Origin of the sequence: Mycolicibacterium palauense (assembly GCF_002592005.1) — a bacterium.
Taxonomy (GTDB): Bacteria; Actinomycetota; Actinomycetes; order Mycobacteriales; family Mycobacteriaceae; genus Mycobacterium; species Mycobacterium palauense.
Window position 1 is genome coordinate 52,778 of record NZ_NVQF01000020.1, and the last position, 25,873, is coordinate 78,650.

Consider the following 25,873-nt stretch of genomic DNA (forward strand, 5'->3'; position numbering starts at 1 on the left):
CAGCGCGGTCTTCACCCGTTCGACATTAGGTGAGCCCGGCGGCGCCGGAAAGTGCCTCGGCCTCCAGCCGGCGCAGCTGTTCGCTGGGCCGGCCCAGCAGCTGTGAACTGCCGTGCGCCCGTTTGAAGTACAGCTGGATGTCGTGTTCCCAGGTGATCGCGATGCCGCCGTGCATCTGGATGGCCTCGGCGGCCACGTCGGTGAAGGCCTCGGACGCGGTGAACAGCGCCAGTGCGGCCGTGGTCGGCGACGGCGACTCCAGGGCCTCGTCGACCACCGCACCGGCGGTCTGCACCGTGACGTACAGGTCGGCCATCCGGTGTTTGAGCGCCTGGAAGCTGCCGATCGGCCGGCCGAACTGCACCCGCTCCTTGGTGTATTCGACGGTCAGCTCCAGGCAGCGGGTGGCGGCCCCCACCTGCTCGGCGGCCAGCAGCAGCGCCGCGGCGTCGGCCACCCCGGGGTCGGCGCCGATGACGGTGGTGTCGGTGGCGGTCAGCCGCGCCAGCCGGCGGGTCGGATCCATCGGCCGGATCGGCTCGGCGCGGAACTCTTTCCAGCGCACGAGCTTGCCATCCTCGGCGGCGACCACCACATCGGCGATGTCGCCGTTGACGACGTAGCCGCGGTCGAGCACCAGCGCCCCGGTCGCTTCACCCGCGGCGAGCCGCTCCAGCGTCTGGGCGTCGGGTTCGTCGGCGCCGAGCAGGGCGAGCTCGGCCAGCGTGGTGCCCAGCAGCGGAGTGGGAACCAGGGCGCGGCCCAGCTCGGTGAGCACCGCCGCGGCATCGGCGAGTTCGCCGCCGGCCCCGCCCAGCTCCTCGGGGACCACCAGCGCCGCCGCGCCCACCTGCTCGCAGAGCACCGTCCACAGCTTCTCGTCGTAGCCGCGCGGTGACTCCATGGCCGCGCGCACCGCCTCGGGGCCGGCGTGCCGGGCGACCAGGTCGCGCACGGTCCGGGCCAGCAGTTCTCGTTCCTCGTTGGTCGGGCCGGACATCTAGAGCGCCTCCAGTACGCGTCGCCGGTGGGTCGTCGGATCGCCCCAGGCCGGGCGCAGGGCCTGGACCCGCAGCAGCAGCAGGCCCAGATCGTGCTCCTGGGTGAAGCCGATCGCCCCGTGGGTCTGCAGCGCGGAGCGGGCCGCCAGCAGCGCCGCGTCCGCGGCTGCGGCCTTCGCCGCACTGACGTCGCGGGCCGCCTTCGCCGCACTGACGTCGCGGGCCGCCTTCGCCGCACTGACGTCGCGGGCCGCCTCGGGTGGGCCGGCGGCCAGCGCCAGTGCGGCGCCGAAGACCAGTGGACGGGCCAGTTCGAGTGCGATGTGCACGTCGGCGAGCTTGTGTTTGATCGCCTGGTAGGAGCCGATCGCCCGGCCGAACTGGGTGCGTTGTTTGGCGTAGTCCACCGAGGCGTCCAGCAGGGCCTGCCCGGCTCCGACCAGTTGGGCGGCGGTCGCCAGGACGCCGAGTTCGACGGCGCGTCCGGTGTCGGCCGACCATCCGGCCGGGCCGCCTTCGTGGTCGGTCGTCACGTCGGTCGTCACGTCTGCCAGGGTGCGGCTGGGATCGACCGACTCGTGCCGCGCCCTCGCGGTGGCCTCGTGCACCCGCCCGTCGCTCGCGAACAGGACCAGCCCGGCGATCTCGGTGCCGACCGCGCGTGGCTGCAGCGGCGGCGCCGCGACGGTGGCGACGAGTTCACCCGCGGCCAGGGCGGCGCCGCGGTCATCGGCGGCCAGCAGCACCGGTGCCACCGCGACGGATTCGGTGACGGGCCCGGGAACACACCAGTAGCCCAGCCGCTCGCAGGCCACCACCAGATCGGCCGGGTGCGCGTCGATCCCGTCGTACCGCTCGGGCACCATCAGCGCCGTCACCCCGAGGTCGGCCAGTGTCGACCACACCTTGCGGGCCGGGGCGGTGTCGCCGGCCGCCCAGGCCCGCACGGCGGCGGGCAGCGCGGCGGCGCCGAGTGCAGCGTCGATGCTCGCGGCGAAGTCGCGCTGCTGTTCGTCGAGGTCGAATCTCATTTCGCTTTCACCTGGCTTTCCCGGGGAAGACCCAGCAGCCGCTCGGCGATGATGTTGCGCTGGATCTCGTTGGTGCCCGCATAGATCGGGCCACCGAGAGCGAACAGATACCCGTCGGTCCAGGCATCGGTGATTTCGCCGTCGGCACCGCGCAGATCCAGTGCGGTCTGGTGCAGCGCGACGTCGAGCTCGGACCAGAACACCTTCGTCACCGAGGACTCCGCACCGAGCTCACCGCCGGCGGCCAGCCGGGTCACGGTGCCGAACGTCTGCAGCCGGTAGGCCTGCGCCTTGATCCACGCGTCGGCCACCCGGTCGGCGAATCTTTCGCGGGTGCCGCTGTCGGGCTGAGACTTCCACAGTTCTACCAGTCGGGCGGCCGGGGCGGTGAAGCGTGCCGGGCTGCGCAGCGACATCCCGCGCTCGTTGCTGGAGGTGCTCATCGCCGCCCGCCATCCGTCGTTGACGGTGCCGATCACGTCGGCGTCGGGCACGAAGACGTCGTCGAGGAAGATCTCGCCGAAGCCGGTGTCACCACCGAGCTGGGCGATGGGCCGCACGGTGACACCGTCGGCCTTGAGGTCGAACATCAGATAGGTCAGGCCGCGGTGCCGTTCGGCGTCGGGATCGCTGCGGAACAGCCCGAAACCGCGCTCGCCGAACGGTGCTCGCGAACTCCAGATCTTCTGGCCGTTGAGCAGCCATCCGCCGTCGGTGCGGGTGGCCGTGGACCGCAGCGATGCCAGGTCGCTGCCGGATTCCGGTTCCGACCAGGCCTGCGCCCAGATCTCCTCGCCGCTGGCCATTTTCGGCAGGATGCGGTCGCGCTGCTCCTCGGTGCCGTGAGCGAACAGAGTGGGTGCCAGCATCGAGGTTCCGTTGGCGCTGGCCCGTCCGGGCGCGCCGGCGTGGAAGTACTCCTCCTCGTAGACGACCCATTCCAGCAGCGTTGCGTCGCGTCCGCCGTAGCGCTTCGGCCAGGTGATCACCGACAGGCCCGCGTCGAACAGCACTTTGTCCCAACGGCGGTGCTGCTCGAACCCCTCGGCGGTGTCGTAGGACCGGGTCGGGAAGTGCCGGCGGTTGTCGGCCAGAAAGGTGCGCACCTCGGTGCGGAATTCCGCGACCGAGTCGTCGAAGTCGAGGTCCATCAGTGTCTTTCCCGAAGTCCTTCCCGGAGTTGGCGTAGCTGCGGTTTGACGACCTTTCCCCCGGGGTTGCGGGGCAGGGTGTCGAGGAACTCCACCGAACGTGGTGTCTTGAAATTGGCGAGGTGTTCTTTCGCGTACTCGATGACGCTCTGCTCGTCGAGGTCGGCGCCCGGAAGCCTCACGACGAAGGCCTTGCCGACCTCGCCGAGCCGGTTCTCGGGCACGCCGATGACGGCCGCCTCGGCCACTCCGGGCAACCGGGCCAGCACCTGCTCGATCTCGGCGGGGTAGACGTTGAAGCCGCCGCAGATGTACATGTCCTTGAGCCGGTCGGTGATCCGCAGGTTGCCGTTGTGGTCGAGGGTGCCGACGTCGCCGGTGTGCAGCCAACCGTCGGCGTCGATGGCCGCCGCGGTGGCCTCGGGGTCGTCGAGATAGCCCAGCATCACGTTGGGTCCGCGCAGCAGCACCTCGCCGGCGTCACCGTCGGAGGGGGTGTCGATGCGCAGCTCGAAATCGGCGATCGGGCGCCCGCACGTGTTTGCCACCGTGACCGCGTCGTCGTCCGGGCGGCACATGGTCCCGAAGCCGCTGGCCTCGGTGAGCCCGTAGGCGGTCAGCACGATGTCGATGTCCAGCTCGGACTGCATGCGTTCGATCAGCACCACCGGCACCACCGCGGCGCCGGTCACCGCGAACCGCAGCGAGGACAGGTCGTAGTCGCCGCGGCGGGGGTGATCCAGCAGGCTCTGATAGATGGTGGGCGGTCCGGGCAGCACCGAGGCCTCGTACTCCTGGACGGCGCGCATCGCGGCCTCCGGGTCGAAGGTGATCTGCGGTATCAGGGTGGCCCCGGTCTGCAGGCACGCCAGGATCCCCGCCTTGTAGCCGAAGTTGTGGAAGAACGGGTTGATGCACAGGTAGCGGTCGGTGCTGCCGACGCGACCGCAGGCCGCCCAGGCGGCCGAGCCCGCCAGCGACTGGCGGTGCGCGCACAGCACGCCCTTGCTGCGTCCGGTGGTGCCGGAGGTGAACAGAATGTCGGAGACGTCGTCGGGGGAGACCGCCGCGGCGCGGGCATCCGCGGTCCTCAGCGCGGCGTCGTCGCCGCGGGCGACGAAGTCCTCCCAGGACGTGAGGGCCCCGGTGTCCCCCGCCTCGACGGGCACCCGCACGACGTGGCGCAGTGCGGGCAGCTGCGCGCGGTCCAGGTCGCCGGCGCGGTCGGCGCCCAGGAACCGGCCCATCGCGAACAGCACCGGAGCCTCGGTGCGCGTCAGGATGTCGGTGGCCTCGGCGGCGGTGTAGCGGGTGTTCAGCGGGACCACGACGGCCCCCGCGTAGTGGGTGGCCAGACAGGCCACCACCCAGTGCCAGGTGTTGGGTGACCACAGTGCGACCCGGTCGCCGGGCCGGACGCCGAGGTCGATCAGCGCCGCCGCGGCGCGGCGGACCTCGGCGAGCAGCTGCGCGAAGGTGAGCGTCCTGTCCGCGGTGACCAGCGCGTCGTGGTCGGGGAGCTGCCGTGCGATTCGGCCGAGCACCGCGGGAGTGGTCTGCGTCTGCGGGAACTCCGGGGCGCAGGCTTCCCGCCCGCCGGACCTCGTCATCGATGCTCCTCTGGCTTCTGCCCTGGCTGGGTGGCCCGGTTCCCGGCGCGCGCCGTTCGGCAGGGCCGGCGCGCCTCGACCACCGGGCGGCTTCGGTGCGCGGCACCCTCCGTCACCGAAGCGCTCGCCGGTCGGCACACATCGTCGCCCGGGCACCAAAGCAAGTGCTTGGTAGGTTAGCCTACAGGGATGGAGGAGGTCCAGAAGTTCCGGGCGGAGGTCCGCGAGTGGCTCCGCGACAACCTGGTCGGTGAGTTCGCCGCGCTCAAGGGCCTCGGCGGGCCGGGCCGCGAACACGAGGCCTTCGAGGAACGCCGGGCGTGGAACCAGCACCTGGCCCGCGCCGGGCTGACCTGCCTGGGCTGGCCGGTCGAGCACGGCGGCCGCGGTCTCTCGGTGGCCCACCGGGTGGCGTTCTACGAGGAGTACGCCCGCGCCGACGCCCCGGACAAGGTCAACCACTTCGGCGAGGAACTGCTGGGCCCGACGCTGATCGCGTTCGGCACGCCCGAGCAGCAGCAGCGCTTCCTGCCCCGCATCCTCGACGTCACCGAGCTGTGGTGCCAGGGCTACTCCGAGCCCGGCGCCGGCAGCGACCTGGCCAACGTGTCGACCACCGCGGTGCTCGACGGCGACCAGTGGGTGATCAACGGCCAGAAGGTGTGGACCTCCCTGGCGCACTGGGCGCAGTGGTGCTTCGTGGTAGCCCGCACCGAGAAGGGCTCCAAACGGCACGCCGGCCTGTCCTATCTGCTGGTGCCGCTGGAGCAGCCGGGGGTGCAGGTGCGCCCGATCGTGCAGCTGACCGGCGACTCGGAGTTCAACGAGGTCTTCTTCGACGATGCCCGCACCGATGCGTCACTGGTGGTCGGTGAACCCGGTGACGGGTGGCGGGTGGCGATGGGCACCCTGACCTTCGAGCGTGGGGTCTCCACGCTGGGCCAGCAGATCCGCTATGCCCGTGAGCTGTCCGGGATCGTCGAACTCGCCGGGCGCACCGGCGCCGTCGACGATCCGCTGATCCGGGAACGTCTGACTCGCGCGTGGGCCGGGCTGCGTGCCATGCGCTCCTATGCGCTGGCCACGATGGACGTGGAGCGTCCGGGTCAGGATTCCGTGTCGAAGCTGTTGTGGGCCAACTGGCATCGCGGCCTGGGCGAGCTGGCCATGGATGTCCTGGGCCGGGAGGGCCTTGAGCTCGTCGACGGTGAGTTCGGCGAATGGCAGCGGCTGTTCCTGTTCTCGCGTTCGGACACCATCTACGGCGGCTCCAACGAGATTCAACGCAACATCATCGCCGAGCGGGTGCTCGGCCTGCCGCGCGAGGTGAAGGGATGAGGACATCGTGACACTGTCTGTCGCGCCCAAAGAGATTGACGGCCATGGCCTTCTGACGGGCCGCGTGGTCGTGGTCACCGCGGCGGCCGGGACCGGGATCGGCTCGGCCACCGCGCGCCGCGCCCTGGCCGAGGGGGCCGACGTGGTGGTCTCCGACCATCACGAGCGCCGGCTGGGGGAGACCCGCGATCAGCTGGCGTCCCTGGGACTGGGCCGGGTGGAGAGTGTGGTGTGTGACGTCACCTCCACCGCCCAGGTCGACGCCCTGATCGCCTCGACCACCGCACGGATGGGCCGGATGGACGTTCTGGTCAACAATGCCGGGCTGGGCGGTCAGACGCCGGTGATCGACATGACCGACGAGGAATGGGACCGCGTCCTCAACGTCACCCTGACCTCGGTCATGCGCGCCACCCGGGCCGCGTTGCGGTACTTCCGCGAGGCCGGCCACGGCGGCACCATCGTCAACAACGCCAGCGTGCTGGGTTGGCGGGCACAGCATTCCCAGTCCCACTACGCCGCGGCCAAGGCCGGCGTGATGGCCCTGACCCGGTGCGCCGCGATCGAGGCGGTGGAGTACGGCGTGCGGATCAACGCCGTGTCGCCGAGCATCGCCCGGCACAAGTTCCTGGAGAAGACCAGTTCGACGGAGCTGCTGGACCAGCTGGCCGGCGGCGAGGCGTTCGGGCGGGCGGCCGAGCCGTGGGAGGTGGCCGCCACCGTCGCGTTCCTGGCCAGCGAATACTCTAGTTATCTGACCGGCGAAGTCATTTCGGTGTCGAGCCAGCACCCATGAGCCGGCGCCGTGAGGATGCAGAGCGCAGCGATGAGGAGGAGCGGCGCTCGTGACAACGCGCGGTGACGATGCAGAGCGCAGCGATGAGGAGGAGCGGCGCTCGTGACAAGACGTGACGAACTGCTGGAACTGGCCGCGACGATGATGGCCGAGCGCGGTCTGCGCGCGACCACGGTGCGTGATATCGCCGACGCCGCGGGGATCCTGTCGGGCAGTCTCTACCACCACTTCTCGTCGAAGGAGGAGATGGTCGACGAGGTGCTGCGCACGTTCCTGGACTGGCTGTTCGCGCGCTATCAGCAGATCATCGACACCGAGCCCAACCCGATGGAACGGCTCAAGGGACTGTTCATGGCCTCCTTCGAGGCGATCGAACACCATCACGCCCAGGTGGTCATCTACCAGGACGAGGCCAAACGACTGTCCACGCAACCCCGGTTCGCCTATGTCGAGGCGCGTAACCGCGAGCAGCGCAAGATGTGGGTCGACGTGCTCAACCAGGGTATCGAGGAGGGTTACTTCCGGCCCGACCTGAACGTGGACCTGGTCTACCGGTTCATCCGCGACACCACCTGGGTGTCGGTGCGCTGGTATCAGCCGGCGCCCAAGTCCGGCCGGGCGCTGACCGCCGAACAGGTGGGCCGCGAGTACCTCGACATCGTCCTGGGGGGCATCACCGAGCCCGGTGGGATAGCTACGCAAAAACACGGAATCTCAAAGGAGAGCGATCATGGCCGAGGCTAGCGAGGCATATGTCGTCGACGCGGTGCGCACCGCGGTCGGCAAGCGGAACGGGGCACTGGCGGGTCTGCACCCGGTCGACCTGGGCGCGGTGGCCTGGCGGGGTCTGCTCGACCGCGTCGACGTCGACCCCGGGGCCGTCGAGGATGTGATCGCCGGGTGTGTCGACGCCATCGGTGGCCAGGCCGGCAACATCGGCCGGCTGTCCTGGCTGGCGGCCGGCTACCCCGAAGAGGTACCGGGAGTGACGGTGGACCGCCAGTGCGGGTCCAGCCAGCAGGCGATCTCCTTCGGGGCCCAGGCGGTCATGGCCGGAACGGCGGATCTGATCGTGGCCGGCGGGATGCAGAACATGAGCCAGATTCCGATCTCCTCGGCGATGACCGTCGGCGAACAGTTCGGGTTCACCTCGCCGACCAACGAGTCCAAGGACTGGCTGCACCGCTACGGAGACCAGGAGGTCTCCCAGTTCCGTGGTGCGGAGATGATCGCCGAGCGCTGGAACCTGTCCCGCGAGGAGATGGAACAGTACGCGCTGACCAGCAACGAGCGCGCTTTCGCCGCCATCCGGGCGGGCCACTTCGACAACGAGATCATTCCCGTCGAGGGGTTCGGTGTCGACGAGTGCCCGCGCGAGACGTCGCTGGAGAAGATGGCCGGGCTCAAGCCGCTGGCCGAGGGTGGGCGACTGACCGCGGCCATGGCCAGCCAGATCTGCGACGGCGCCTCGGCGGTGCTGCTGGCCTCCGAGCGTGCGGTCAAGGAGCACGGGCTCACGCCGCGTGCCCGCATCCATCACATCAGCGCGCGCGGTGCCGACCCGGTGATCATGCTGACCGGCCCGATCCCGGCGACGCATTACGCGTTGGCCAAGACCGGACTGTCGATCGAGGACATCGACACCGTCGAGATCAACGAGGCCTTCGCACCGGTGGTGATGGCCTGGCTCAAGGAGACCGGGGCCGATCCGGAGAAGGTCAACCCCAGCGGCGGCGGGATCGCGCTGGGCCACCCGCTGGGCGCCACCGGCGCCAAGCTTTTCGCCACCATGCTCAACAACCTGGAACGCGTGGGTGGCCGCTACGGCCTGCAGACGATGTGTGAGGGCGGCGGCACCGCCAACGTCACCATCATCGAACGGCTCTGAGGCACCTCCGGCGCCCCCGCCGCCGCGCACCCGTGCCCTCGGGCGCCCCTGAGCCGCCCTCACCCGGCCCTCACCCGCCCTTCCCGCACCGAACGTGCGCGTGGATCGACGCTTTTCGAATTCGGCCGATCTGCGCGCACACTCGGTGCGGTCAGGACGGTGCCGCCAGGATGGTGGCGCACACTCGGTGCGGTCAGGACGGTGCCGCCAGGACGGTGCCGCCAGGACGGTGCCGCCAGGACAGTGCCGCCAGGACGGTGCGGTCGGGACGGTGTGGTCGGGACGGTGTGGCCAGGACGGCGCACCGGTCAGTGGTCGTGCAGGATCACTCCGCGGATGTTGCGGCCGGCGAGCATGTCGTCGAAGGCCACGTTGATGTCGCCGAGCTTGTACTCGGTGGTGACCGCCTCGTCGAGCAGCAGCTGACCGTCGCGGTACAGCCTGAGCAGCCGCGGAATGTCCGCCCGCGGGTTCGCCTCGCCGTAGAGGCTGCCCAGCAGGCGCTTCTGGAACAGCGTGAACATCGCCATCGGCAGCGTCGGGGTCACGTCGGTCATGGATGCGATCGCGGTGAGCACCACGGCGCCGCCCTTGCGCACGCTGTCGAGTGCCTCGCCGATCATCGCGCCCTCGACGAGCCCGACGGTGAGGATCGTCGAGTCGGCCATCACGCCGTGGGTCAGGTCGGCGGCCAGCGCGGTGGCCTCCTGCAGCGAGGTGACGAAGTGGGTCGCGCCGAGCTCGAGGGCCTTGTCCCGCTTGTCCTCGACGAGGTCGACGGCGATGATGCGTTCGGCCCCGGCGATACGGGCGCCCTGGATCGCCCCGCCGCCCACGCCGCCACATCCCACGATGATGACGGTGTCACCCGGCGCGACCTCGGCGGTGTTGACCGCCGAGCCCCAGCCGGTGGTGATTCCGCAGCCCAGCAGGCAGGCGCGGTTCAACGGAAGGTCGTCGTCGATCTTGACCAGCGACGCGTCGGACACGACGCCGTACTGGGCGAAGGTGCCCAGCAGCAGCGCGACGTTGATGTCCTGGTCACCGATGTGGCGACGGTAGGTGCCGTCCAACTGGGTGCCCGCCAGCAGCATGGCGCCCAGATCGCACAGGTTCTGGTGCCCGCTGGCACACCACCGGCATCGCCCGCACGCCGGCAGGAAGGAGGCGACGACGTGATCGCCGGCCTTGAGGTCGCGCACTCCCGGACCGACCTCCTGGACGACCCCGGCGCCCTCGTGGCCACCGATGACGGGGAAGGGCACCGGGAAGTCGCCGGTGCGCGGGTGATGATCGGAGTGGCACAGACCGGTCGCCTCGAAGGACACCAGCACCTCGCCCTCCCGGGGCGGATCGAGGTCGACCTCCTCGATGTTCCAGTCTCCGTTGACCTCCCAGAGCACGGCGGCGTTCATCTTCATGCGGCTTCCCCGAATCATCGATGGGTGGCGTGATTGCCCGACGGTCGAAGTCTAGAAAGCCCGCAACGGCCGGGTCGGGCTTTCGCCGAGGCCGGGGCGCCTCAGTGCAGGGCGAGCGCCAGCCCGGCCATCGCGACGATCCAGCTGGCGAAACTGCCCACCAGGAAGTACTCCACCACCTGATCGATGCCGGAGCCGTCCTTGTCGTTGCGGCGTTGGGCGCTCAGTTCGGGAAAGCGGATGATGCCCTTGGCGGCCACCACGGCCGAGGCCAGGCCGAGCTGACCGCCCAGCCCCAGACCCATGATCAGCATCCGCTCCATCGGGCCGAGCAGCCGTCCGCCCCGCAGCCGGTCCGAGGGCTGGGGTTCGCCGGCCGGGCGGACCGCCCCGACCGCGCCGAGCACCAGCCGAACGAGCTGATTCCCGGTGACCAGCTGCACCAGCAGCGCCCCCACCGCCAGCAGCGCGGTGTCCGGTGCCACCCCGGCCAGACCCACCCAGGTCAGCCAGTGCGCGGCCGGACCCGTCACCGGCGAACCGAGCCCGGCCAGAACCAGCAGCACCGCGGCCGCACCGCCGAACACCGCAAGGGCCGCGCCCTCGTGGCGGCCGGACGCCTCTGCCCGCGCGCCGAGCCACACCCAGGCGGGGCAGGCGCCGGCCGCGGGCACCAACAGCACGACGTCACCGAGATGCCACAATCCGCACACGGCGGTGGTGACGATCACCGCCGTCACGCCGGCGAGCGCGCCCAGCGCGGTGCGGTCGGTCAGGCGCCGGACGATGTCGGCCACCCCGACGGCGACCAGGAACACCCCGAGCGCACTCATCACAGCCGCCGCAACTCCTCGCAGGCGAGCAGGAGGAGATCCAGCCCCGCCCGCCCGGCGCGCTGGGACACCGCAGACGGGCTGATCCCCTCGGTCATCGCCAACTCCTTCTTCGTCCGACCGGCCCGCAGCCCCCGGAGGATTCGCAGGGACCGGTCATCGAGGGATCCAAGCAGATGGTCCCGACAGATCAGCGCGGCGTTGACGGCCGCGGGGCTGGGGCCGGGCGGCGCGGCATCGTCGGCGGGCCGGAATGCGGTGCGCACCAGGGCAAGCCCGGACTGTCGCTGGGTTTCGGCCACCCAGTCGATGGCCTCCCGGGCCGACCACCATGCCGGCCCGTCCTGAATCCCGGAATCGGGGTCGAGCACCGTGACCGCGCCCCAGCCGATGCCGAACCGGACATCGATCGCCGGTGCCAGCGCCAGCCGCAACGACAACGCGGTGTCCAGGGCGGCGCCGACACTGGCGAAGAGGCCCTGGAACTCGTCGCCGACGGTGAGCCGCGGCGGGTCGACGGCGCCCGCACCGACTCCGGCCAGTGCGGTGGTGAGCGCGCGGTGCAGTCGCCGTCGGTCCGGCGCGGACCGGGAACCCACGACGTCGCCGAGCAACGCCGCGCTTGATGAAGCTTCCAGCTTCATAGTCATGTTATGAACATTATAACTTCATTATCTGAAAATGAAGTTAAAACCTTCACTAGGTGCTCAGTGCACCAGGGCGGCGGCCTCCCGCAGGTGTGCCACGGCATCGTCCACGATCGCCTCGACCAGCTCGGCGCACGAGGGCAGATCGTCGAGGATGCCGGCGACCTGCCCGGAGGCCAGCACGCCGGCCGAGGTGTCGCCCTCCACCAGCCCCGCCTTGAGCAGCATCGGGGTATTGGCCGCCATCACCACCTGCGACCAGGTCAGGTCCTTACCGTGCCGCATGGCCATACCGTCGCGGATCATCGATTGCCAGGTCATGCCGGTCATTCTCTTGAACTTCTGCGCGTTGCGGATCGCCGCGGCGAAACCGCGCACCCGTGACCCGCTCTCCAGCTTCTCGACCAACCCGGTGCGCAGTACGCGGTGCGGCATGCCGTCGACGCGGGTCGAGACCACCGTGCCGTCGAGCCCGGCGGCCAGGTAGCGCCTCTTGACCTCGTCGGGCACCGTCGAATCGGTGGTGAGCAGGAACCGGGTGCCCATGGCCACCCCGGCCGCGCCGTAGGACAGGGCCGCGGCCAGGCCGCGCCCGTCGAAGAATCCCCCGGCGGCCACCACCGGCATGCCGGTGTCGGCGACCGCGTCCAGCACTGAGGGCAGCAGCAGGGTGGTGGCAACCGGTCCGGTGTGCCCGCCGCCCTCGCCGCCCTGCACGATCACCGCGTCGGCACCCCAGCCGGCGACCTTCTTGGCGTGCTTGGCCGCCCCGACCGACGGGATGACGACGACGCCGTTGTCCTTGAGCCTGGCGATCAGATCGGGCTTGGGCGCCAGCGCGAACGACGCCACCTTCACACCCTCGCGGATCAGCAGGTCGACCCGTTCGCCGGCATCGGAGGCGTCGGCGCGGATGTTGATGCCGAACGGCTTGTCGGTGGCCGCCTTGACCTTGGCGACCGCGGTCCGCAGTTCGTCGAGGGTCATCGTCGCCGAGGCCAGGACGCCCAGGCCGCCGGCGTTGGAGGTGGCCGACACCAGCCGGGCGCCGGCCACCCACCCCATCCCGGTCTGCACCACGGGATGGGTGATCCCGACGAGCTCGGTCAGGGGCGTGACCAGCCGCGTCATACCCGCACTTCCTTGTCCCGCAGCGACTTCGGGTCGATCACCTCGCGGAGCAGGCGCTGCTCCTCGCCGCTGGGCAGCCGGGTCTGTTCGGCGCCGTGCAGCCCGTGCACTTCGAACGAGGTGTTCTCGGCGACCTGGTCGGGCTCGACGCCCGGGTGCAGGGAGACCGCGCGCATGGTGTGGTCGGGTCCGTTGAAGTCGAACACACCCAGATTGGTGACCACGCGGTAGACGTTGACGAAGCGGTATGCGGGGTTATCGGGATCGACTTTGTCCCAGCCGATTCCGGAGACGATGTCGACGGAGTCGCAGAAGACGCGCTTGGAGTGGTTGCCCACCCAGTAGCTGGTGGCGTGGTTGATGGAGTTGCCCGGGGCGCCGCGGACGCCGAACATCTGCCGGGTGGGGTGTTGCAGGGGCCCGAACGCCGAGAGGTTCTGGTTTCCGAACCGGTCGATCTGGTTGGCGCCCATCACCACGTGCCGGCGACCCCAGGCCAGGGTCTCGAAGACCCGGCCGAAGGGCATCCAGCCCTCGATCGCCGCCGCCGCGCCGATGGCGGGGGTGTCGGCGATCAGCCGGGCCTCACCGTCGGTCAGCAGGATGTCGGGGGAGAAGGTCAGACGCGCCAGCCGGGCCCCGACGGAGACGATCGTGGTCATCGGGCTCACCATGATCTCGCCGGCATCGCGAAACAGTTCGGCGCAGGCGACGGCGCAGACCTCGGCTCTGCTCACGGAAATCACTTGCCGGCCTCCTTCTGTGCGGCCTGCTTCTGTGCGGCCTGGGCCTCGGCGAAGGCGCGCACGGCGGCCTGGTAGTCGGCCTCGCTGCCGGACAGGTAGGTGGCGACGAACTCCCGCCAGCCCTCCTCGGAGCCGGCCGCCTCGGCGTAGTGGCGCTGGAACTTCTCGTCGCGACGGTAGTCCGGCTCTGCGGTGGTGAAATGCGCTCCACCGGGGGCCTCCACGACGGTGTCGACCATCATCCGGTTGATCAGCAGCGCCTGCGGGGGAACCGATTTCATCAGCTCCTCGGTGGACACCACCTTTTCCACGCTGAGCAGACGGCGCTGCGCCGACATCAGGAAGAGGTCGTCGAAGTACGGGTCGATTCCGGTGTAGGCCGCGTTTCCCCGGGCGTCACCGAGACTCATGTGGACGAAGGCGGCGTCGAGGTTCAGCGCCGGCATGGCGATGAGCTCCTCGTAGCCCGTCCCGGTGGGATACGGCGAGCGCACCGTCTTCAGTTCGTCGCCCCAGAACGCCCGCACGTCGCTGCCCAGCCCGGCCCGGATGGGCAGGAACGGCAGCCGCTGCGCGGCGGCCTGCAGGCCGCACCGCAGCATGCCCTCGTCCATCTCCCGGGCCTCGATCGCGCCCGTGGTGCGCGCGTGCGCGAACCACGGGTCGTAGAACGGCGGCGAATCCAGCGAGACGAACCCGTAGTAGACACGCTTGACCTTGCCCGCCGCGCACAGCAGCCCGAGGTCGGGGCCGCCGTAGGTGACCACGGTCAGGTCGGTGACGCCGGTGCGCAGCAACGCCCGAACGAACGCCATGGGCTTGCGGCGCGATCCCCAGCCCCCGATGCCGATCGTCATCCCGCTCTCGATCGAGGCGACCGCCTCGTCCAGCGTTGTTCTCTTGTCGCTCACTTGGATCCCTTGTCGGTGCCGGCGAACGCGTCGCGGTGCTCGTCGGACACGCCGGCCAGATTGAGTTCGAACGTGAAGCCCTGCTCCATGCGGTAGCTCGAATTGACCTTCTGCACGTCGATGAGGTTCAGGGCCTCCTTGGCCGCGCGGATCACCCGGGTGTCCTTGGTGGCGATGTCGCGGGCCACGCGCAGTGCGGCGTCGTCGAGGCCGGAGCGCGGCACCACCTCGTGCACGGAGCCGAACCGGTGCAGGGTGGCGGCGTCGACGGTGGCCGCGGTGAAGAACAGCCGGCGCATCATGTGCTGGGGGACCAGCCGCGACAGATGGGTGGCCGCGCCCAGGGCGCCGCGCTCCACCTCGGGCAGGCCGAATTTCGCGTCGTCGGAGGCGACGATGACATCGGCGTTGCCGACGAGTCCGATGCCGCCGCCCACGCAGAACCCGTTGACCGCGGCGACCACCGGGACCGCGCACTCATAGACGGCGCGGAACGCCTCGAAGCAGCCGCGGCTGGCGTCGATCAGCGCGGTGAAGCCCTCGGTGCGCTGCATCTCCTTGATGTCGACACCGGCGTTGAAGCCCTTGCCCTCGGCCCGCAGGATCACCACGTGCGTGTCCATGTCGCGGCCCGCGGCGGTGAGGGCATCGGCGAGTTCGAACCAGCCCCGCGACGGGATCGCGTTGACGGGCGGGTAGTCGACGGTGACCGCGACGATGCCCGGTTCGACGGTTTTGGACGTGATCGTCATCAGAACTCCTGAACGACTTCCGGGGGTGCAGAACCAACGACTTCCGGGGGTGCAGAACCTAAGCAAGCACTTGCTTGGTACGCTAGCACAGTGACCGATGCGGCTGACAGCGCTTCCCCCGGCACCGCCACCGCGGTGCCGGCCTGCGGGGGGCCGATCAATCTGGGCCTGCACGGACGGGTGGTGCTGGTGACCGGCGGCGTGCGCGGGGTCGGCGCCGGGATCAGCGCGGTGTTCGCCGCGCAGGGCGCCACGGTCGTCACGTGCGCGCGCCGGCCGGTGGAGGGCCTGCCCTACGAGTTCCACTCCTGTGACGTCCGCGACGACGACTCGGTGCGTGCCCTGGTCGACACGGTGGTCGCCACCCACGGGCGACTGGACGTAGTGGTCAACAACGCCGGCGGCTCCCCCTATGTGGCCGCCGCCGAGGCCTCGGCGAATTTCAGCCGGAAGATCATCGAGCTCAACCTGATCGGACCGCTGCAGGTCTCCCAACATGCGAACGCCGTGATGCAGCGGCAGGCCCACGGCGGGGCGATCGTCAACATCTCCAGCGTCAGCGGGCGGCGGCCCACCCCGGGCACCGCTGCCTACGGCGCGGCCAAGGCCGGTATCGAGAACCTGACCTCGACGCTGGCCGTCGAGTGGGCGCCGAAGGTGCGCGTCAACACCGTGGTGGTGGGGATGGTCGAGACCGAGCAGTCCGAACTGTTCTACGGCGACGCCGCCTCGGTGGCCGCGGTCGCCGCCACCGTCCCGCTGGCCAGGCTGGCCAAACCGGCTGACATCGGTTGGGCTGCAGCGTTTCTGTCCTCGGACCTGGCCTCGTATGTCAGCGGTGCGAGCCTCGAGGTGCACGGCGGCGGGGAGCCGCCGCCGTATCTGGACGCCTCCAGTGCCAACAAATAGTGCCAACTGATAACGCCAACAGATAAGCGACAACAAGGAGCAGCACAGCAATGGGTCTTCTCGACGGCCGCGTAGTCATCGTCACCGGATCGGGCGGCGGCATCGGCCGCGCGCACGCCCTGGCGTTCGCCGCCGAGGGTGCGCGGGTGGTGGTCAACGACATCGGGGTGGGACTCGACGGATCCCCGGCCGGCGGGGGCAGCGCCGCGCAGAGCGTGGTCGACGAGATCACCGCCGCCGGAGGCGAGGCCGTGGCCAACGGCTCCAACGTCGCCGACTGGGATCAGGCCGCGGCGCTGATCGGGGCTGCCGTGGACACCTTCGGTGGGCTCGACGTCCTGGTCAACAACGCCGGCATCGTGCGGGACCGGATGTTCGCCAACACCAGCGAGGAGGAGTTCGACGCGGTGATCGCCGTGCACCTCAAGGGGCACTTCGCCACCATGCGGCACGCGGCGGCGTACTGGCGTGCCAAGGTCAAAAGCGGTGAGGCCGGACCGGATACGTTGAACGCCCGCATCATCAACACCAGTTCGGGTGCCGGTCTGCAGGGCAGCGTGGGGCAGGCCAACTACAGTGCGGCCAAGGCCGGGATCGCCGCGATGACGCTGGTCGCCTCCGCGGAGATGGGACGCTACGGCGTCACCGTGAACGCCATCGCCCCGTCGGCGCGGACCCGCATGACCGAGACCGTCTTCGCCGACATGATGGCCACCCAGGACAAGGATTTCGATTCGATGGCCCCGGAGAACATCTCACCGCTGGTGGTGTGGCTGGGCAGCGAGCAGTCCCGGCAGGTCACCGGCAAGGTGTTCGAGGTCGAGGGTGGCAGCATCCGGGTCGCCGAGGGGTGGGCACACGGCCCGCAGATCGACAAGGGCGCGCGTTGGGACCCCGCCGAGCTGGGCCCGGTGGTGGCCGACCTGCTGGCCAAGGCCCGTCCGCCGGTTCCGGTCTACGGCGCCTGATACGGGCGGTGCGGCCAGAGCCCTACGGGTCGCAGATGACGACCGGGATCTCCCGGTCGGTCCACTCCCGGTAGTTGGCGAACTCCGGGTACATCGCGTCCAGTTTCGGCCAGTACTGCCCGCGTTCGGCCTCGGTGGCGTCGCGGGCGTTGAGCTTGAGCACCTCGTTCTTGATCTGGAAGGTCACCGCCGGGTTGGCCTTGAGATTCAGGTACCACATCGGGTTGGCGGCGCGACCACCCTGCGAGGCGACCAGCACCACGCGGTCGCCCTCGCGCAGGAACAGCAGCGGACTATCCCGTGGCTCACCGGATTTGCGCCCGATTGTGGTCAGGATGCCCACCGGCGGCGGCGCCGAGAACCGGTTCGACCCGCCGCGCCACTTGGCGCCCAGCCGGCCGCCGCTGGCCTTGTAGGCCCAGGTGTTGAACTTCGACATCCACTTGATGATGTCGCCGGCCTGCTTGGAGTTGAGCCCCTTGGGCGGTGTGGCCATGGCGTGCACCTTATCGAGTCAGGAACGGGCGGATGGCGGCCCGGATATGCGCGATCTCCGCGCGCCCGGTCGCGGCGGAGCACCGGATGTGGAACGTCTCGTCGACATGCGCGCCCACCCGGCGGCCGGCCACGCTCGGTTTGGTGGACAGGTCGAACCGTGCGCGCACGGTGTCACCGTCGACGGTGAACTCCGGGGTGGTGGCGGAGGCGATCACCCGGTACTGCGGCCCCCGGTTGAGGCTGCGGCGCAGGTGTTCTCCGGAGAAGCCGGTCTTGATCCCCACCTCGGTGCGGGTGCAGTCCGGGGCGAACGGCACATCGTCGGCGTGGTGGCTGACCAGGGCGTCGATATAGGCCCGCGCCGCGGCGATGCGGTCGGCATCGGAGATCGGTCCCGGTTCGGACCCGGTCGGCGGGGCCACTAGATGCGCTCGATGATCGTTCCGGTCGACAGCGCGCCGCCGGCGCACATGGTGATGAGCGCGGTGCTCTTGTCGGTGCGTTCCATCTCGTGCAGGGCGGTGGTGATCAGCCGTGCGCCGGTGGAGCCCACCGGGTGGCCCAGCGCGATCGCGCCGCCGTTGACGTTGACCCGGTCCATGTCGGGCTCGTGCACCCTCGCCCACGACAGCACCACCGAGGCGAAGGCCTCGTTGATCTCGACCAGGTCGATATCGCCGATCTTCATCCCGGCCTTCTCCAGCACCTTGGCGGTGGACTGGACGGGCCCGTCGAGGTGGTAGTAGGTCTCCGCGCCCACGAGGGCCTGGCTGATGATCCGGGCGCGCGGCCGCAGTCCCAGCGCACGCGCCTTGTCCTCGTCCATCCACAGCACCGCGGCGGCGCCGTCGGAGATCTGCGACGAGGTTCCGGCGGTGTGCATGGCGCCCTCCATCACCGGGTTCAGCGCCGCTAGCCCCTCCAGGGTGGTGTCGCGCAGGCCCTGGTCGCGGCCGACCATGTGCCGCTCGGCGGTCGGCTGCTTGTTCTCGTCGAGCACCGGGGCCTCGATCGGGGAGATCTCCCGGTCGAAGCGCCCCTCGTCCCAGGCCCGCCTGGCCTTCTGCTGCGAGGCCAGCCCGAACGCGTCCAGGTCGGCGCGGGTGATGCCGCGCCGCGCGGCGATCCGCTCGGCGGCGCTGAACTGGTCGGGCATGTCGATGTCCCACGAGGCCGCCCGGATCTTGGACCGGTCGGGTCCGGCGTTGGCCCCCAGCCCCACCCGGCTCATCGCCTCGATTCCGCAGGCGATGCCGACATCGATGGCGCCGGTGGCGATCAGCCCGGCGACGAGGTGGTTGGCCTGCTGGGCGCTGCCGCACTGGCAGTCGACCGTGGTGGCGCCGACCTCCTCGGGCAGGCCCGCGGTCAGCCAGGCCACCCGGGTGACGTTGTTGGACTGCTCCCCGTACTGGGTGACGCAGCCGCCGATCACCTGTTCGACCATGCCCGCTTCGAAGCCGGTATCGAGCCCGGCCTTGTCGACCAGGGCCTTCTGCACGGCTCCCAGCAGTTCGGTGGCGTGCAGGCCGGACAACCAGCCATTGCGCTTACCGATCGGGCTGCGGGTGGCTTCGACGATGACAGGATTACCCATAGAAGGAAGGCTAGAACACGTTTCATTACTCTGACAAGGGCGGATGCCTCACTGCCTTTGATCTGCGGCGCAGCCGTGTTTCAATGGGCACAATCGGAACTAGACTGAGTTGTTCGAAGGTCGTTTCCGCCATCGTTGAACGCCTGCCCGGACATGAGGAGTAACACATGGCCTGCCCCAACATCCCCAGCGATTTCGATTTCCTCGACCCCGACGTGAACCTCAAGGCGCTACCGGTCGAGCAGCTCGCCGAGCTGCGCAAGGCCGAGCCCGTCCACTGGGTCGACGTCCCCGGTGGCACCGGCGGGTTCGGTGACAACGGCTACTGGCTGGTGACCCGGCACAAGGACGTCAAGGAGGTCTCCACGCGCAGCGACGTCTTCTCCAGCTGGATGAACGGCGCGATCCCGGTCTGGCCGCAGGAGATGACCCGCGAGTCGATCGACCTGCAGCGCAATGTGCTGCTGAACATGGACGCTCCGCACCACACCCGGCTGCGCAAGATCATCTCCCGCGGGTTCACCCCCCGCGCCATCGGCCGCCTCGAGGACGAGCTCCGTACGCGCGCGCAGGCGATCGTCGAGAAGGCCGCCTCGGAGGGCTCGGGCGACTTCGTCGAACAGGTTTCCTGCGAGCTGCCGCTGCAGGCGATCGCCGGGCTGCTCGGTGTCCCGCAGGAGGACCGCGACAAGCTCTTCCGCTGGTCCAACGAGATGACCGGCGGAGAGGACCCGGAGTACGCCGACATCGACCCGGCGATGTCCTCCTTCGAACTGATCACCTACGCGATGAAGATGGCCGACGACCGGGCCAAGAACCCGGGTGAGGACATCGTCACCAAGCTGGTCCAGGCCGATATCGAGGGCGAGAAGCTCACCGACGACGAGTTCGGGTTCTTCGTCATCATGCTCGCGGTGGCCGGCAACGAGACCACCCGCAACTCGATCACCCACGGCATGATCGCCATGGCCAACAACCCCGAGCAGTGGGAGCTGTACAAGAATGAACGCCCGGAGACCGCCGCCGACGAGATCGTGCGTTGGGCCACACCGGTTTCGGCCTTCCAGCGCACCGCCAACGAGGACACCGAGTTGGGCGGGGTGAAGATCAAGAAGGGCGAGCGGGTGGTGATGTCCTACCGTTCCGCCAACTTCGACGAAGAGGTCTTCGAGAACCCGCACAGCTTCGACATCCTTCGCGATCCCAACCCGCACGTGGGCTTCGGCGGCACCGGCGCGCACTACTGCATCGGTGCCAACCTGGCACGCATGACGATCAACCTGATCTTCAACGCCGTGGCCGACCAGATGCCCGACCTGGCACCCATCGGCGATCCGGAGCGGCTACGGTCGGGATGGCTCAACGGAATCAAGCACTGGCAGGTGGACTACACCGGGAAGTGCCCCGTCGGCAGCTGATCGACGTACGGCGGAACACACCAAATCGGATCAAGGAGGATTCGGGTGGATTTCAGTCCTGACCCGCAGCAGCAGGCCGTGGCCGACGTCGTCACCTCGGCGCTGGGCCGCGACAACAGCTGGCAGGCGCTCGTCGACGGCGGTGTGACCGCCTTCGGGGTTCCCGAGCGGCTCGGCGGTGACGGGCTGGGGCTGCCCGAACTGACCACCGCGCTGACCGAGATCGGCCGCCACGGCACGGCCGGACCCGCGCTGGCCACTCTGGGGCTGGGCCTGGTGCCGCTGCTGGATCTCGCCTCCGCCGAACAGCAGGACCGCTACCTGTCCTCGGTGGCCACCGGCGGGGTGCTGACCGCCGCGCTCAACGAGCCCGGGACCACGCTTCCGGAGAAGCCGGCCACCGCGCTGACGTCGGGACGGTTGTCGGGCACCAAGATCGGTGTCCCGTATGCGGATCAGGCGCAGTGGATGGTCGTCACCGCCGACACCGGGATCGTGGTGGTCTCGCCGCAGGCCGAGGGCGTGACGCTGACCAGGACGCCGACCTCCAACGGATCCGACGAGTTCGTGGTGACCTTCGAGTCCACCCCGGTGGCCGATGCGGACATCCTCGCCGGCGCCTCCGCACACCGGGTCAATCAACTGGTGCTGGCCGCCGTCGGCGCCTACGCGGCCGGCCTGGTGGCCGGCGCCCTGCGGCTGACCGCCGACTACGTGGCCACCCGCGAACAGTTCGGCCGCCCGCTGTCGACGTTTCAGACCGTGGCCGCTCAGCTTTCGGAGGTCTACATCGCCTCGCGCACCATCTCGCTGGCGGCCGGCTCGGTGGTGTGGCTGCTCTCGGAGGGCCTCGACGCCGACGACGACCTGGCGCTGCTCGGGTACTGGCTGACCTCCCAGGCTCCACCGGCGATGCGTACGTGTCATCACCTGCACGGCGGTATGGGTATGGACATCACCTACCCGATGGACCGTTACTACTCTTCGATCAAGGACCTGACCCGGCTGCTGGGCGGGCCGTCGCATCGCCTCGAGTTGGTGGGAGCGTAATGTTCATCGATCTGACCCCGGAGCAGCGTCAGCTGCAAGCCGAACTGCGGCAGTACTTCTCGAACCTCATCACGCCCGAAGAGGCCGAGGCGATGCAGACCGACCGGCACAACGAGGCCTATCGCGCGGTCATCAAGCGGATGGGCTCCGACGGCAAGCTGGGGGTGGGCTGGCCCAAGGAGTACGGCGGGCTGGGCTTCGGCCCGGTGGAGCAGCAGATCTTCGTCAACGAGGCCAACCGCGCCGACGTCCCGCTGCCATTGGTGACGCTGCAGACCGTCGGGCCCACCCTGCAGGTGTACGGCACCGAGGAACAGAAGAGGAAGTTCCTGCCCGGCATCCTTTCCGGCGACGTCCATTTCGCCATCGGCTATTCCGAGCCCGACGCCGGCACCGATCTGGCCTCGCTGCGCACCACCGCGGTTCGCCACGGTGACGAGTACGTCGTCAACGGCCAGAAGATGTGGACCACCGGAGCCCACGACGCCGACTACATCTGGCTGGCCTGCCGGACCGACCCGGATGCCCCTAAGCACAAAGGGATTTCGATCCTGATCGTGGACACCAAGGACCCGGGCTACTCGTGGACGCCGATCATCCTGTCCGACGGCGCCCATCACACCAACGCCTCCTACTACAACGACGTGCGGGTCCCCGCCGACATGCTGGTCGGTCAGGAGAACGGCGGCTGGAAGCTGATCACCACCCAGCTCAACCACGAGCGCGTCGGCCTGGGGCCGGCGGGCCGGGTCGCCGGAATCTACGACCACGTCCACACCTGGGCCTCCAAACCCGGCTCCGACGGTGTCACCCCGATCGAACACGACGATGTCAAACGCCTTCTGGGTCAGATCAAGTCGATCTGGCGGATCAACGAGCTGCTCAACTGGCAGGTCGCCGCATCCGGTGAGACCATCGCCGTCGCCGACGCCGCGGCCACCAAGGTGTTCTCGACCGAACGCATCCAGGAGGTAGGCCGGCTGGCCGAGGAGATCGTCGGCAAGTACGGCAACCCGGCCGACGCGGACACCGGTGAGCTACTGGACTGGCTGGACAAGGTGGCCAAACGCAACCTGGTGATCACCTTCGGCGGCGGTGTCAACGAGGTGATGCGGGAGATGATCGCGGCGTCGGGACTGAACGTGCCCCGGGTGATCCGATGAGCGACATCCAGGCGGCCGTGGAACAGGTCAAGGCGGCGGGCCGCAGCAAGCCCCGCGCAGGTCGAGACCCGGTGAACCTGCCGATGATCCACCACTGGGTCGACGCGATCGGAGACCGCAACCCGATCTACGTCGACGACGACGCCGCCAGGGCCGCCGGACACCCCGGCATCGTCGCCCCGCCGGCGATGATCCAGGTGTGGACGATGATGGGCCTCGGGGGCGTGCGCCCCGACGACGATCCGCTCGGCAAGATCATCGAATTGTTCGACGAGGCCGGCTACGTCGGCGTGGTCGCCACCAACTGCGAGCAGACCTACCACCGCTACCTGCGGCCCGGGGACGAGGTCAGCATCAGCGCGGAACTCACCGACGTCGTCGGCCCCAAGCAGACCGCGCTGGGCGAGGGCTACTTCATCAACCAGCGGATGAGCTGGTACTGCGGAGACGACGACACGAACCCGGTCGCCGAGATGATGTGGCGCATCATGAAGTTCAGGCCGGCGGACAACGGCGCGCCGGCAACGGCGGTCCCTGAGGACCTCGACCCCGATCTGATGATGCGCCCGGCCACCTCGCGCGACACCCAGTTCTTCTGGGACGGGGTCGCCGCCCACGAACTGCGGATCCAGAAACGCCCGGACGGCACGCTGCAGCATCCCCCGGTGCCGGCGGTGTGGGCGGACAAGGAAGCCCCCACCGAGTACGTGGTCGCCTCCGGTGCGGGCACCGTGTTCAGCTTCGTGGTGCACCACGCACCGAAGGTGCCCGGCCGCACCCTGCCCTTCGTGATCGCCCTCATCGAACTCGACGAGGGGGTGCGCATGCTCGGGGAGCTCCGCAACGTCGACCCTGCCACCGTGGAGATCGGAATGCCCGTTCGCGCAACCTATATCGACTTCCCGGACTCCGATGCCGGGCCGGCCTGGACGCTCTACGCGTGGGAGCCGGCCGAATGAGCGCGGCGACGGTCTCGGTGGGCACCCGTCTGCCCGAACTCAAGCTCTACGGCGATCCGACGTTCATCGTGTCCACGGCCATCGCCACCCGCGACTATCAGGACGTCCACCACGACCGGGACAAGGCGCAGGCCAAGGGGTCCAAGGACATCTTCGTCAACATCCTCACCGACACCGGCCTGGTGCAGCGCTACCTGACCGACTGGGCCGGCCCCGCGGCCCTGGTCAAGTCGATCAAGCTGCGTCTCGGTGTCCCCTGGTACGCCTATGACACAACGACTTTCACCGGTGAGGTGACCGCGGTCGACGGCCCGCTGGTCACCGTCAAGGTCACCGGCAGCAACAGCCTGGGCGATCACGTGATCGGCACCGCGACCCTGACGATGGGCGGTAACTGAATGCTCTCCGGCAAGGCGGCCATCGTCGGTATCGGCGCCACCGAGTTCTCCAAGAACTCCGGGCGCAGTGAACTTCGGCTGGCCGCGGAAGCGGTGCTCGACGCTCTCGACGACGCGGGGCTGACCCCGGCCGACGTCGACGGCCTGACCACCTTCACCATGGACACCAACACCGAGGTGGCCGTCGCCCGCGCCGCCGGGATCGGGGACCTGAAGTTCTTCTCCAAGATCCACTACGGCGGCGGCGCGGCGTGCGCCACCGTCCAGCAGGCGGCGATCGCGGTCGCTACCGGCGTCGCCGATTGTGTGGTGGCCTACCGGGCGTTCAACGAACGTTCGGGAATGCGGTTCGGTCAGGTGCAGACGCGGCTGGCCGGTAACGCGGCCGCCGAGGCCGACTCGACCGGCGCGGACAACTCGTTCTCCTACCCACACGGGCTCTCGACACCGGCGGCGCAGGTGGCAATGATCGCCAAGCGCTACATGCACCTGTCCGGCGCCACCAGTCGCGACTTCGGGGCGATCTCGGTGGCCGACCGCCGCCACGCCGCAAAGAATCCGAACGCCTACTTCTACGAGAAGCCGATCACCATCGCGGACCACCAGAACTCCCGGTGGATCGCGGAGCCGCTGCGGCTGCTGGACTGCTGCCAGGAGACCGACGGCGCGGTCGCGATCGTGGTGACCTCACCCGAGCGGGCCCGCGATCTCCGGCACCGCCCGGCGGTCATCGAGGCCGCCGCCCAGGGCTCCAGCCCGGACCAGTACACGATGGTCAGCTACTACCGCCCGGAACTGGACGGGCTGCCGGAGATGGGTCTGGTGGGCCGCCAACTGTGGGAGCAGTCGAATCTGACGCCGGCCGACATCCAGACCGCCGTCCTCTACGACCATTTCACGCCGTTCACCCTGATCCAGTTGGAGGAGCTGGGATTCTGCGGCAAGGGCGAGGCCAAAGACTTCATCGCCGACGGCGCGGTGGAGATCGGCGGACGGCTCCCGATCAACACCCACGGCGGTCAGCTCGGCGAGGCCTACATCCACGGCATGAACGGCATCGCCGAGGGGGTACGCCAGCTGCGCGGCACCTCGGTGAACCAGGTCGACGACGTCGAACACGTCCTGGTCACCGCGGGCACCGGAGTGCCCACGTCCGGTCTGATCCTGGGCTGACCGGGCCCGCCGGCGCCGTGCCAGCGCTGAGTCGGCACCGAGTCGGCACTGAGTCGGCGCTGAGGTAGGCACCGTGGGTCGGGACCGAGGGTGGTGGTGCCGGGTTTCGCGGCCCTCGGCTACTACCCTCAGAACCGATTGCCGTGCCGGGCCGACGACGGGGGTGGGTTAGTGACCGCGAGGCAGCTCGAGGTGCGCGGGTGAGTTCCGACCCTTCCGAGGACGCCACCGAGACCGCCGAGAGTGCCGGGGACGACCCGTCGCCGAATGACCCCGCCGCGACGCCGTCGGGGCCGACTGTGCCGGTCGAGTCGGGGCCGGTCGAGTCGGCACCGACTGTGGGCGACCCGGACGCCGACACCGAGCCGCTGGACATCCCGTTCGCCGGATTCCCCTGGACCGGCCGGCCCACCGCCGCCGACCCGGCCGCGGGCGGCCCCCCGCGTTTCGAGCGGCCGCCACCGGCCCCGGCCCCCTTCCCAAC

At 69.5% G+C, this 25,873-nt stretch carries 26 protein-coding genes and 1 pseudogene; 13 read left to right on the plus strand and 14 right to left on the minus strand.

Annotated features, from left to right (window positions below; all coding sequences use genetic code 11):
- Nucleotides 1-25: 25 nt before the first annotated feature.
- The 4 genes from ipdE2 to fadD3 are packed head-to-tail and all read right to left on the minus strand — an operon-like array spanning nucleotide 26 to nucleotide 4,793.
- The gene (ipdE2, locus tag CSR00_RS10675) at nucleotides 26-1,000 is read right to left on the minus strand and encodes an acyl-CoA dehydrogenase IpdE2 (protein WP_099022374.1); all 975 of its coding nucleotides are present in this window, start codon (nucleotides 998-1,000) and stop codon (nucleotides 26-28) included.
- The gene (locus tag CSR00_RS10680) at nucleotides 1,001-2,032 is read right to left on the minus strand and encodes an acyl-CoA dehydrogenase family protein (protein WP_099022375.1); all 1,032 of its coding nucleotides are present in this window, start codon (nucleotides 2,030-2,032) and stop codon (nucleotides 1,001-1,003) included. It lies immediately after the preceding gene.
- Nucleotides 2,029-3,183: an acyl-CoA dehydrogenase family protein gene (locus CSR00_RS10685; RefSeq protein WP_099022376.1), complete on the minus strand. Its 1,155-nt coding sequence runs from the start codon at nucleotides 3,181-3,183 to the stop codon at nucleotides 2,029-2,031. Before CSR00_RS10685 ends, CSR00_RS10680 begins: the two co-directional genes overlap by 4 nt.
- Entirely contained in the window at nucleotides 3,183-4,793 is a 1,611-nt protein-coding gene (fadD3, locus tag CSR00_RS10690) for a 3-((3aS,4S,7aS)-7a-methyl-1,5-dioxo-octahydro-1H-inden-4-yl)propanoate--CoA ligase FadD3 (protein ID WP_099022377.1), read from the minus strand. The genes CSR00_RS10685 and fadD3 overlap by 1 nt, the downstream gene beginning before the upstream one ends.
- Nucleotides 4,794-4,982: 189 nt before the next feature.
- Here fadD3 and ipdE1 point away from each other — a divergent pair, with 189 nt between their 5' ends.
- The 4 genes from ipdE1 to fadA6 all read left to right on the plus strand — a co-directional run bounded on the left by ipdE1 (nucleotide 4,983) and on the right by fadA6 (nucleotide 8,815).
- Complete coding sequence (gene ipdE1 / locus CSR00_RS10695) at nucleotides 4,983-6,131, plus strand: acyl-CoA dehydrogenase IpdE1 (RefSeq protein WP_099022378.1); 1,149 nt, start codon at nucleotides 4,983-4,985, stop codon at nucleotides 6,129-6,131.
- Between the two features lie 7 nt (nucleotides 6,132-6,138).
- The gene (gene ipdF, locus CSR00_RS10700; protein WP_099022379.1) at nucleotides 6,139-6,927 is read left to right on the plus strand and encodes a (5R,7aS)-5-hydroxy-7a-methyl-1-oxo-2,3,5,6,7,7a-hexahydro-1H-indene-carboxyl-CoA reductase; all 789 of its coding nucleotides are present in this window, start codon (nucleotides 6,139-6,141) and stop codon (nucleotides 6,925-6,927) included.
- Nucleotides 6,928-7,029: 102 nt separating this feature from the next.
- The gene (kstR2, locus tag CSR00_RS10705; RefSeq protein WP_099022380.1) at nucleotides 7,030-7,671 is read left to right on the plus strand and encodes a TetR family transcriptional regulator KstR2; all 642 of its coding nucleotides are present in this window, start codon (nucleotides 7,030-7,032) and stop codon (nucleotides 7,669-7,671) included.
- Entirely contained in the window at nucleotides 7,658-8,815 is a 1,158-nt protein-coding gene (fadA6, locus tag CSR00_RS10710) for a steroid 3-ketoacyl-CoA thiolase FadA6 (RefSeq protein WP_099022381.1), read from the plus strand. Before kstR2 ends, fadA6 begins: the two co-directional genes overlap by 14 nt.
- A 308-nt stretch (nucleotides 8,816-9,123) precedes the next feature.
- Here the strand turns inward: fadA6 and CSR00_RS10715 are convergent, their stop codons facing one another.
- From CSR00_RS10715 to echA20, 7 genes are all read right to left on the minus strand, one after another.
- Nucleotides 9,124-10,236 (minus strand): NDMA-dependent alcohol dehydrogenase, encoded by a 1,113-nt coding sequence (locus CSR00_RS10715; protein ID WP_099022382.1) that lies wholly within the window; start codon nucleotides 10,234-10,236, stop codon nucleotides 9,124-9,126.
- Nucleotides 10,237-10,337: 101 nt separating this feature from the next.
- Complete coding sequence (locus CSR00_RS10720) at nucleotides 10,338-11,069, minus strand: hypothetical protein (protein WP_099022383.1); 732 nt, start codon at nucleotides 11,067-11,069, stop codon at nucleotides 10,338-10,340.
- Nucleotides 11,069-11,713 (minus strand): SatD family protein, encoded by a 645-nt coding sequence (locus CSR00_RS10725; RefSeq protein ID WP_099022384.1) that lies wholly within the window; start codon nucleotides 11,711-11,713, stop codon nucleotides 11,069-11,071. Before CSR00_RS10725 ends, CSR00_RS10720 begins: the two co-directional genes overlap by 1 nt.
- A gap of 63 nt (nucleotides 11,714-11,776) precedes the next feature.
- Nucleotides 11,777-12,847, minus strand: a complete 1,071-nt coding sequence (gene ipdC, locus CSR00_RS10730; protein WP_099022385.1) for a (3aS,4S,5R,7aS)-5-hydroxy-7a-methyl-1-oxo-octahydro-1H-indene-4-carboxyl-CoA dehydrogenase — start codon at nucleotides 12,845-12,847, stop codon at nucleotides 11,777-11,779.
- On the minus strand, nucleotides 12,844-13,593 hold the full coding sequence (gene ipdB, locus CSR00_RS10735) for a cholesterol ring-cleaving hydrolase subunit IpdB (protein WP_099022386.1): 750 nt from the start codon (nucleotides 13,591-13,593) through the stop codon (nucleotides 12,844-12,846). Before ipdB ends, ipdC begins: the two co-directional genes overlap by 4 nt.
- The gene (gene ipdA / locus CSR00_RS10740) at nucleotides 13,590-14,504 is read right to left on the minus strand and encodes a cholesterol ring-cleaving hydrolase subunit IpdA (RefSeq protein WP_099022387.1); all 915 of its coding nucleotides are present in this window, start codon (nucleotides 14,502-14,504) and stop codon (nucleotides 13,590-13,592) included. The genes ipdB and ipdA overlap by 4 nt, the downstream gene beginning before the upstream one ends.
- Nucleotides 14,501-15,256, minus strand: a complete 756-nt coding sequence (gene echA20, locus CSR00_RS10745; RefSeq protein WP_099022388.1) for a (7aS)-7a-methyl-1,5-dioxo-2,3,5,6,7,7a-hexahydro-1H-indene-carboxyl-CoA hydrolase — start codon at nucleotides 15,254-15,256, stop codon at nucleotides 14,501-14,503. Before echA20 ends, ipdA begins: the two co-directional genes overlap by 4 nt.
- Nucleotides 15,257-15,391: 135 nt before the next feature.
- Between echA20 and CSR00_RS10750 the strand changes: the two genes are divergently transcribed.
- Both CSR00_RS10750 and CSR00_RS10755 read left to right on the plus strand, forming a co-directional pair.
- Nucleotides 15,392-16,165 (plus strand): SDR family oxidoreductase, encoded by a 774-nt coding sequence (locus tag CSR00_RS10750; protein ID WP_099022403.1) that lies wholly within the window; start codon nucleotides 15,392-15,394, stop codon nucleotides 16,163-16,165.
- A 50-nt stretch (nucleotides 16,166-16,215) separates the two neighbouring features.
- Nucleotides 16,216-17,133 carry an SDR family oxidoreductase gene (locus CSR00_RS10755; RefSeq protein WP_099022389.1) on the plus strand — a complete coding sequence of 306 codons (918 nt, stop codon included), beginning with the start codon at nucleotides 16,216-16,218 and terminating at the stop codon, nucleotides 17,131-17,133.
- A 22-nt stretch (nucleotides 17,134-17,155) separates the two neighbouring features.
- Here the strand turns inward: CSR00_RS10755 and CSR00_RS10760 are convergent, their stop codons facing one another.
- The 3 genes from CSR00_RS10760 to CSR00_RS10770 are packed head-to-tail and all read right to left on the minus strand — an operon-like array spanning nucleotide 17,156 to nucleotide 19,228.
- Complete coding sequence (locus CSR00_RS10760) at nucleotides 17,156-17,629, minus strand: nitroreductase family deazaflavin-dependent oxidoreductase (RefSeq protein WP_099022404.1); 474 nt, start codon at nucleotides 17,627-17,629, stop codon at nucleotides 17,156-17,158.
- Nucleotides 17,630-17,639: 10 nt separating this feature from the next.
- Nucleotides 17,640-18,053 (minus strand): DUF8021 domain-containing protein, encoded by a 414-nt coding sequence (locus tag CSR00_RS10765; RefSeq protein WP_176561997.1) that lies wholly within the window; start codon nucleotides 18,051-18,053, stop codon nucleotides 17,640-17,642.
- A complete protein-coding gene (locus CSR00_RS10770; RefSeq protein WP_099022390.1) occupies nucleotides 18,053-19,228 on the minus strand; it encodes a steroid 3-ketoacyl-CoA thiolase in 1,176 nt (391 codons plus the stop codon). The genes CSR00_RS10765 and CSR00_RS10770 overlap by 1 nt, the downstream gene beginning before the upstream one ends.
- A gap of 167 nt (nucleotides 19,229-19,395) precedes the next feature.
- On the opposite strand from CSR00_RS10770, the gene CSR00_RS10775 reads away from it, so the two are divergent.
- From CSR00_RS10775 to CSR00_RS10805, 7 genes and pseudogenes are all read left to right on the plus strand, one after another.
- Nucleotides 19,396-20,646 (plus strand): cytochrome P450, encoded by a 1,251-nt coding sequence (locus CSR00_RS10775; RefSeq protein ID WP_099022391.1) that lies wholly within the window; start codon nucleotides 19,396-19,398, stop codon nucleotides 20,644-20,646.
- Between the two features lie 45 nt (nucleotides 20,647-20,691).
- Nucleotides 20,692-21,696, plus strand: coding sequence for an acyl-CoA dehydrogenase family protein (locus CSR00_RS10780; RefSeq protein WP_099022392.1), 1,005 nt, complete (start codon nucleotides 20,692-20,694; stop codon nucleotides 21,694-21,696).
- A complete protein-coding gene (gene fadE29 / locus CSR00_RS10785) occupies nucleotides 21,696-22,859 on the plus strand; it encodes an acyl-CoA dehydrogenase FadE29 (RefSeq protein WP_099022393.1) in 1,164 nt (387 codons plus the stop codon). The genes CSR00_RS10780 and fadE29 overlap by 1 nt, the downstream gene beginning before the upstream one ends.
- Nucleotides 22,856-23,818: a bifunctional MaoC family dehydratase N-terminal/OB-fold nucleic acid binding domain-containing protein gene (locus CSR00_RS10790; RefSeq protein WP_099022394.1), complete on the plus strand. Its 963-nt coding sequence runs from the start codon at nucleotides 22,856-22,858 to the stop codon at nucleotides 23,816-23,818. Before fadE29 ends, CSR00_RS10790 begins: the two co-directional genes overlap by 4 nt.
- Nucleotides 23,815-24,216, plus strand: coding sequence for a MaoC family dehydratase (locus CSR00_RS10795; protein WP_099022406.1), 402 nt, complete (start codon nucleotides 23,815-23,817; stop codon nucleotides 24,214-24,216). Before CSR00_RS10790 ends, CSR00_RS10795 begins: the two co-directional genes overlap by 4 nt.
- Nucleotides 24,217-25,389 carry a 17-hydroxy-3-oxo-4-pregnene-20-carboxyl-CoA lyase gene (locus CSR00_RS10800; RefSeq protein ID WP_099022395.1) on the plus strand — a complete coding sequence of 391 codons (1,173 nt, stop codon included), beginning with the start codon at nucleotides 24,217-24,219 and terminating at the stop codon, nucleotides 25,387-25,389.
- A gap of 200 nt (nucleotides 25,390-25,589) precedes the next feature.
- Nucleotides 25,590-25,873 (plus strand): annotated as a pseudogene (locus CSR00_RS10805) (hypothetical protein); the annotation flags it as partial.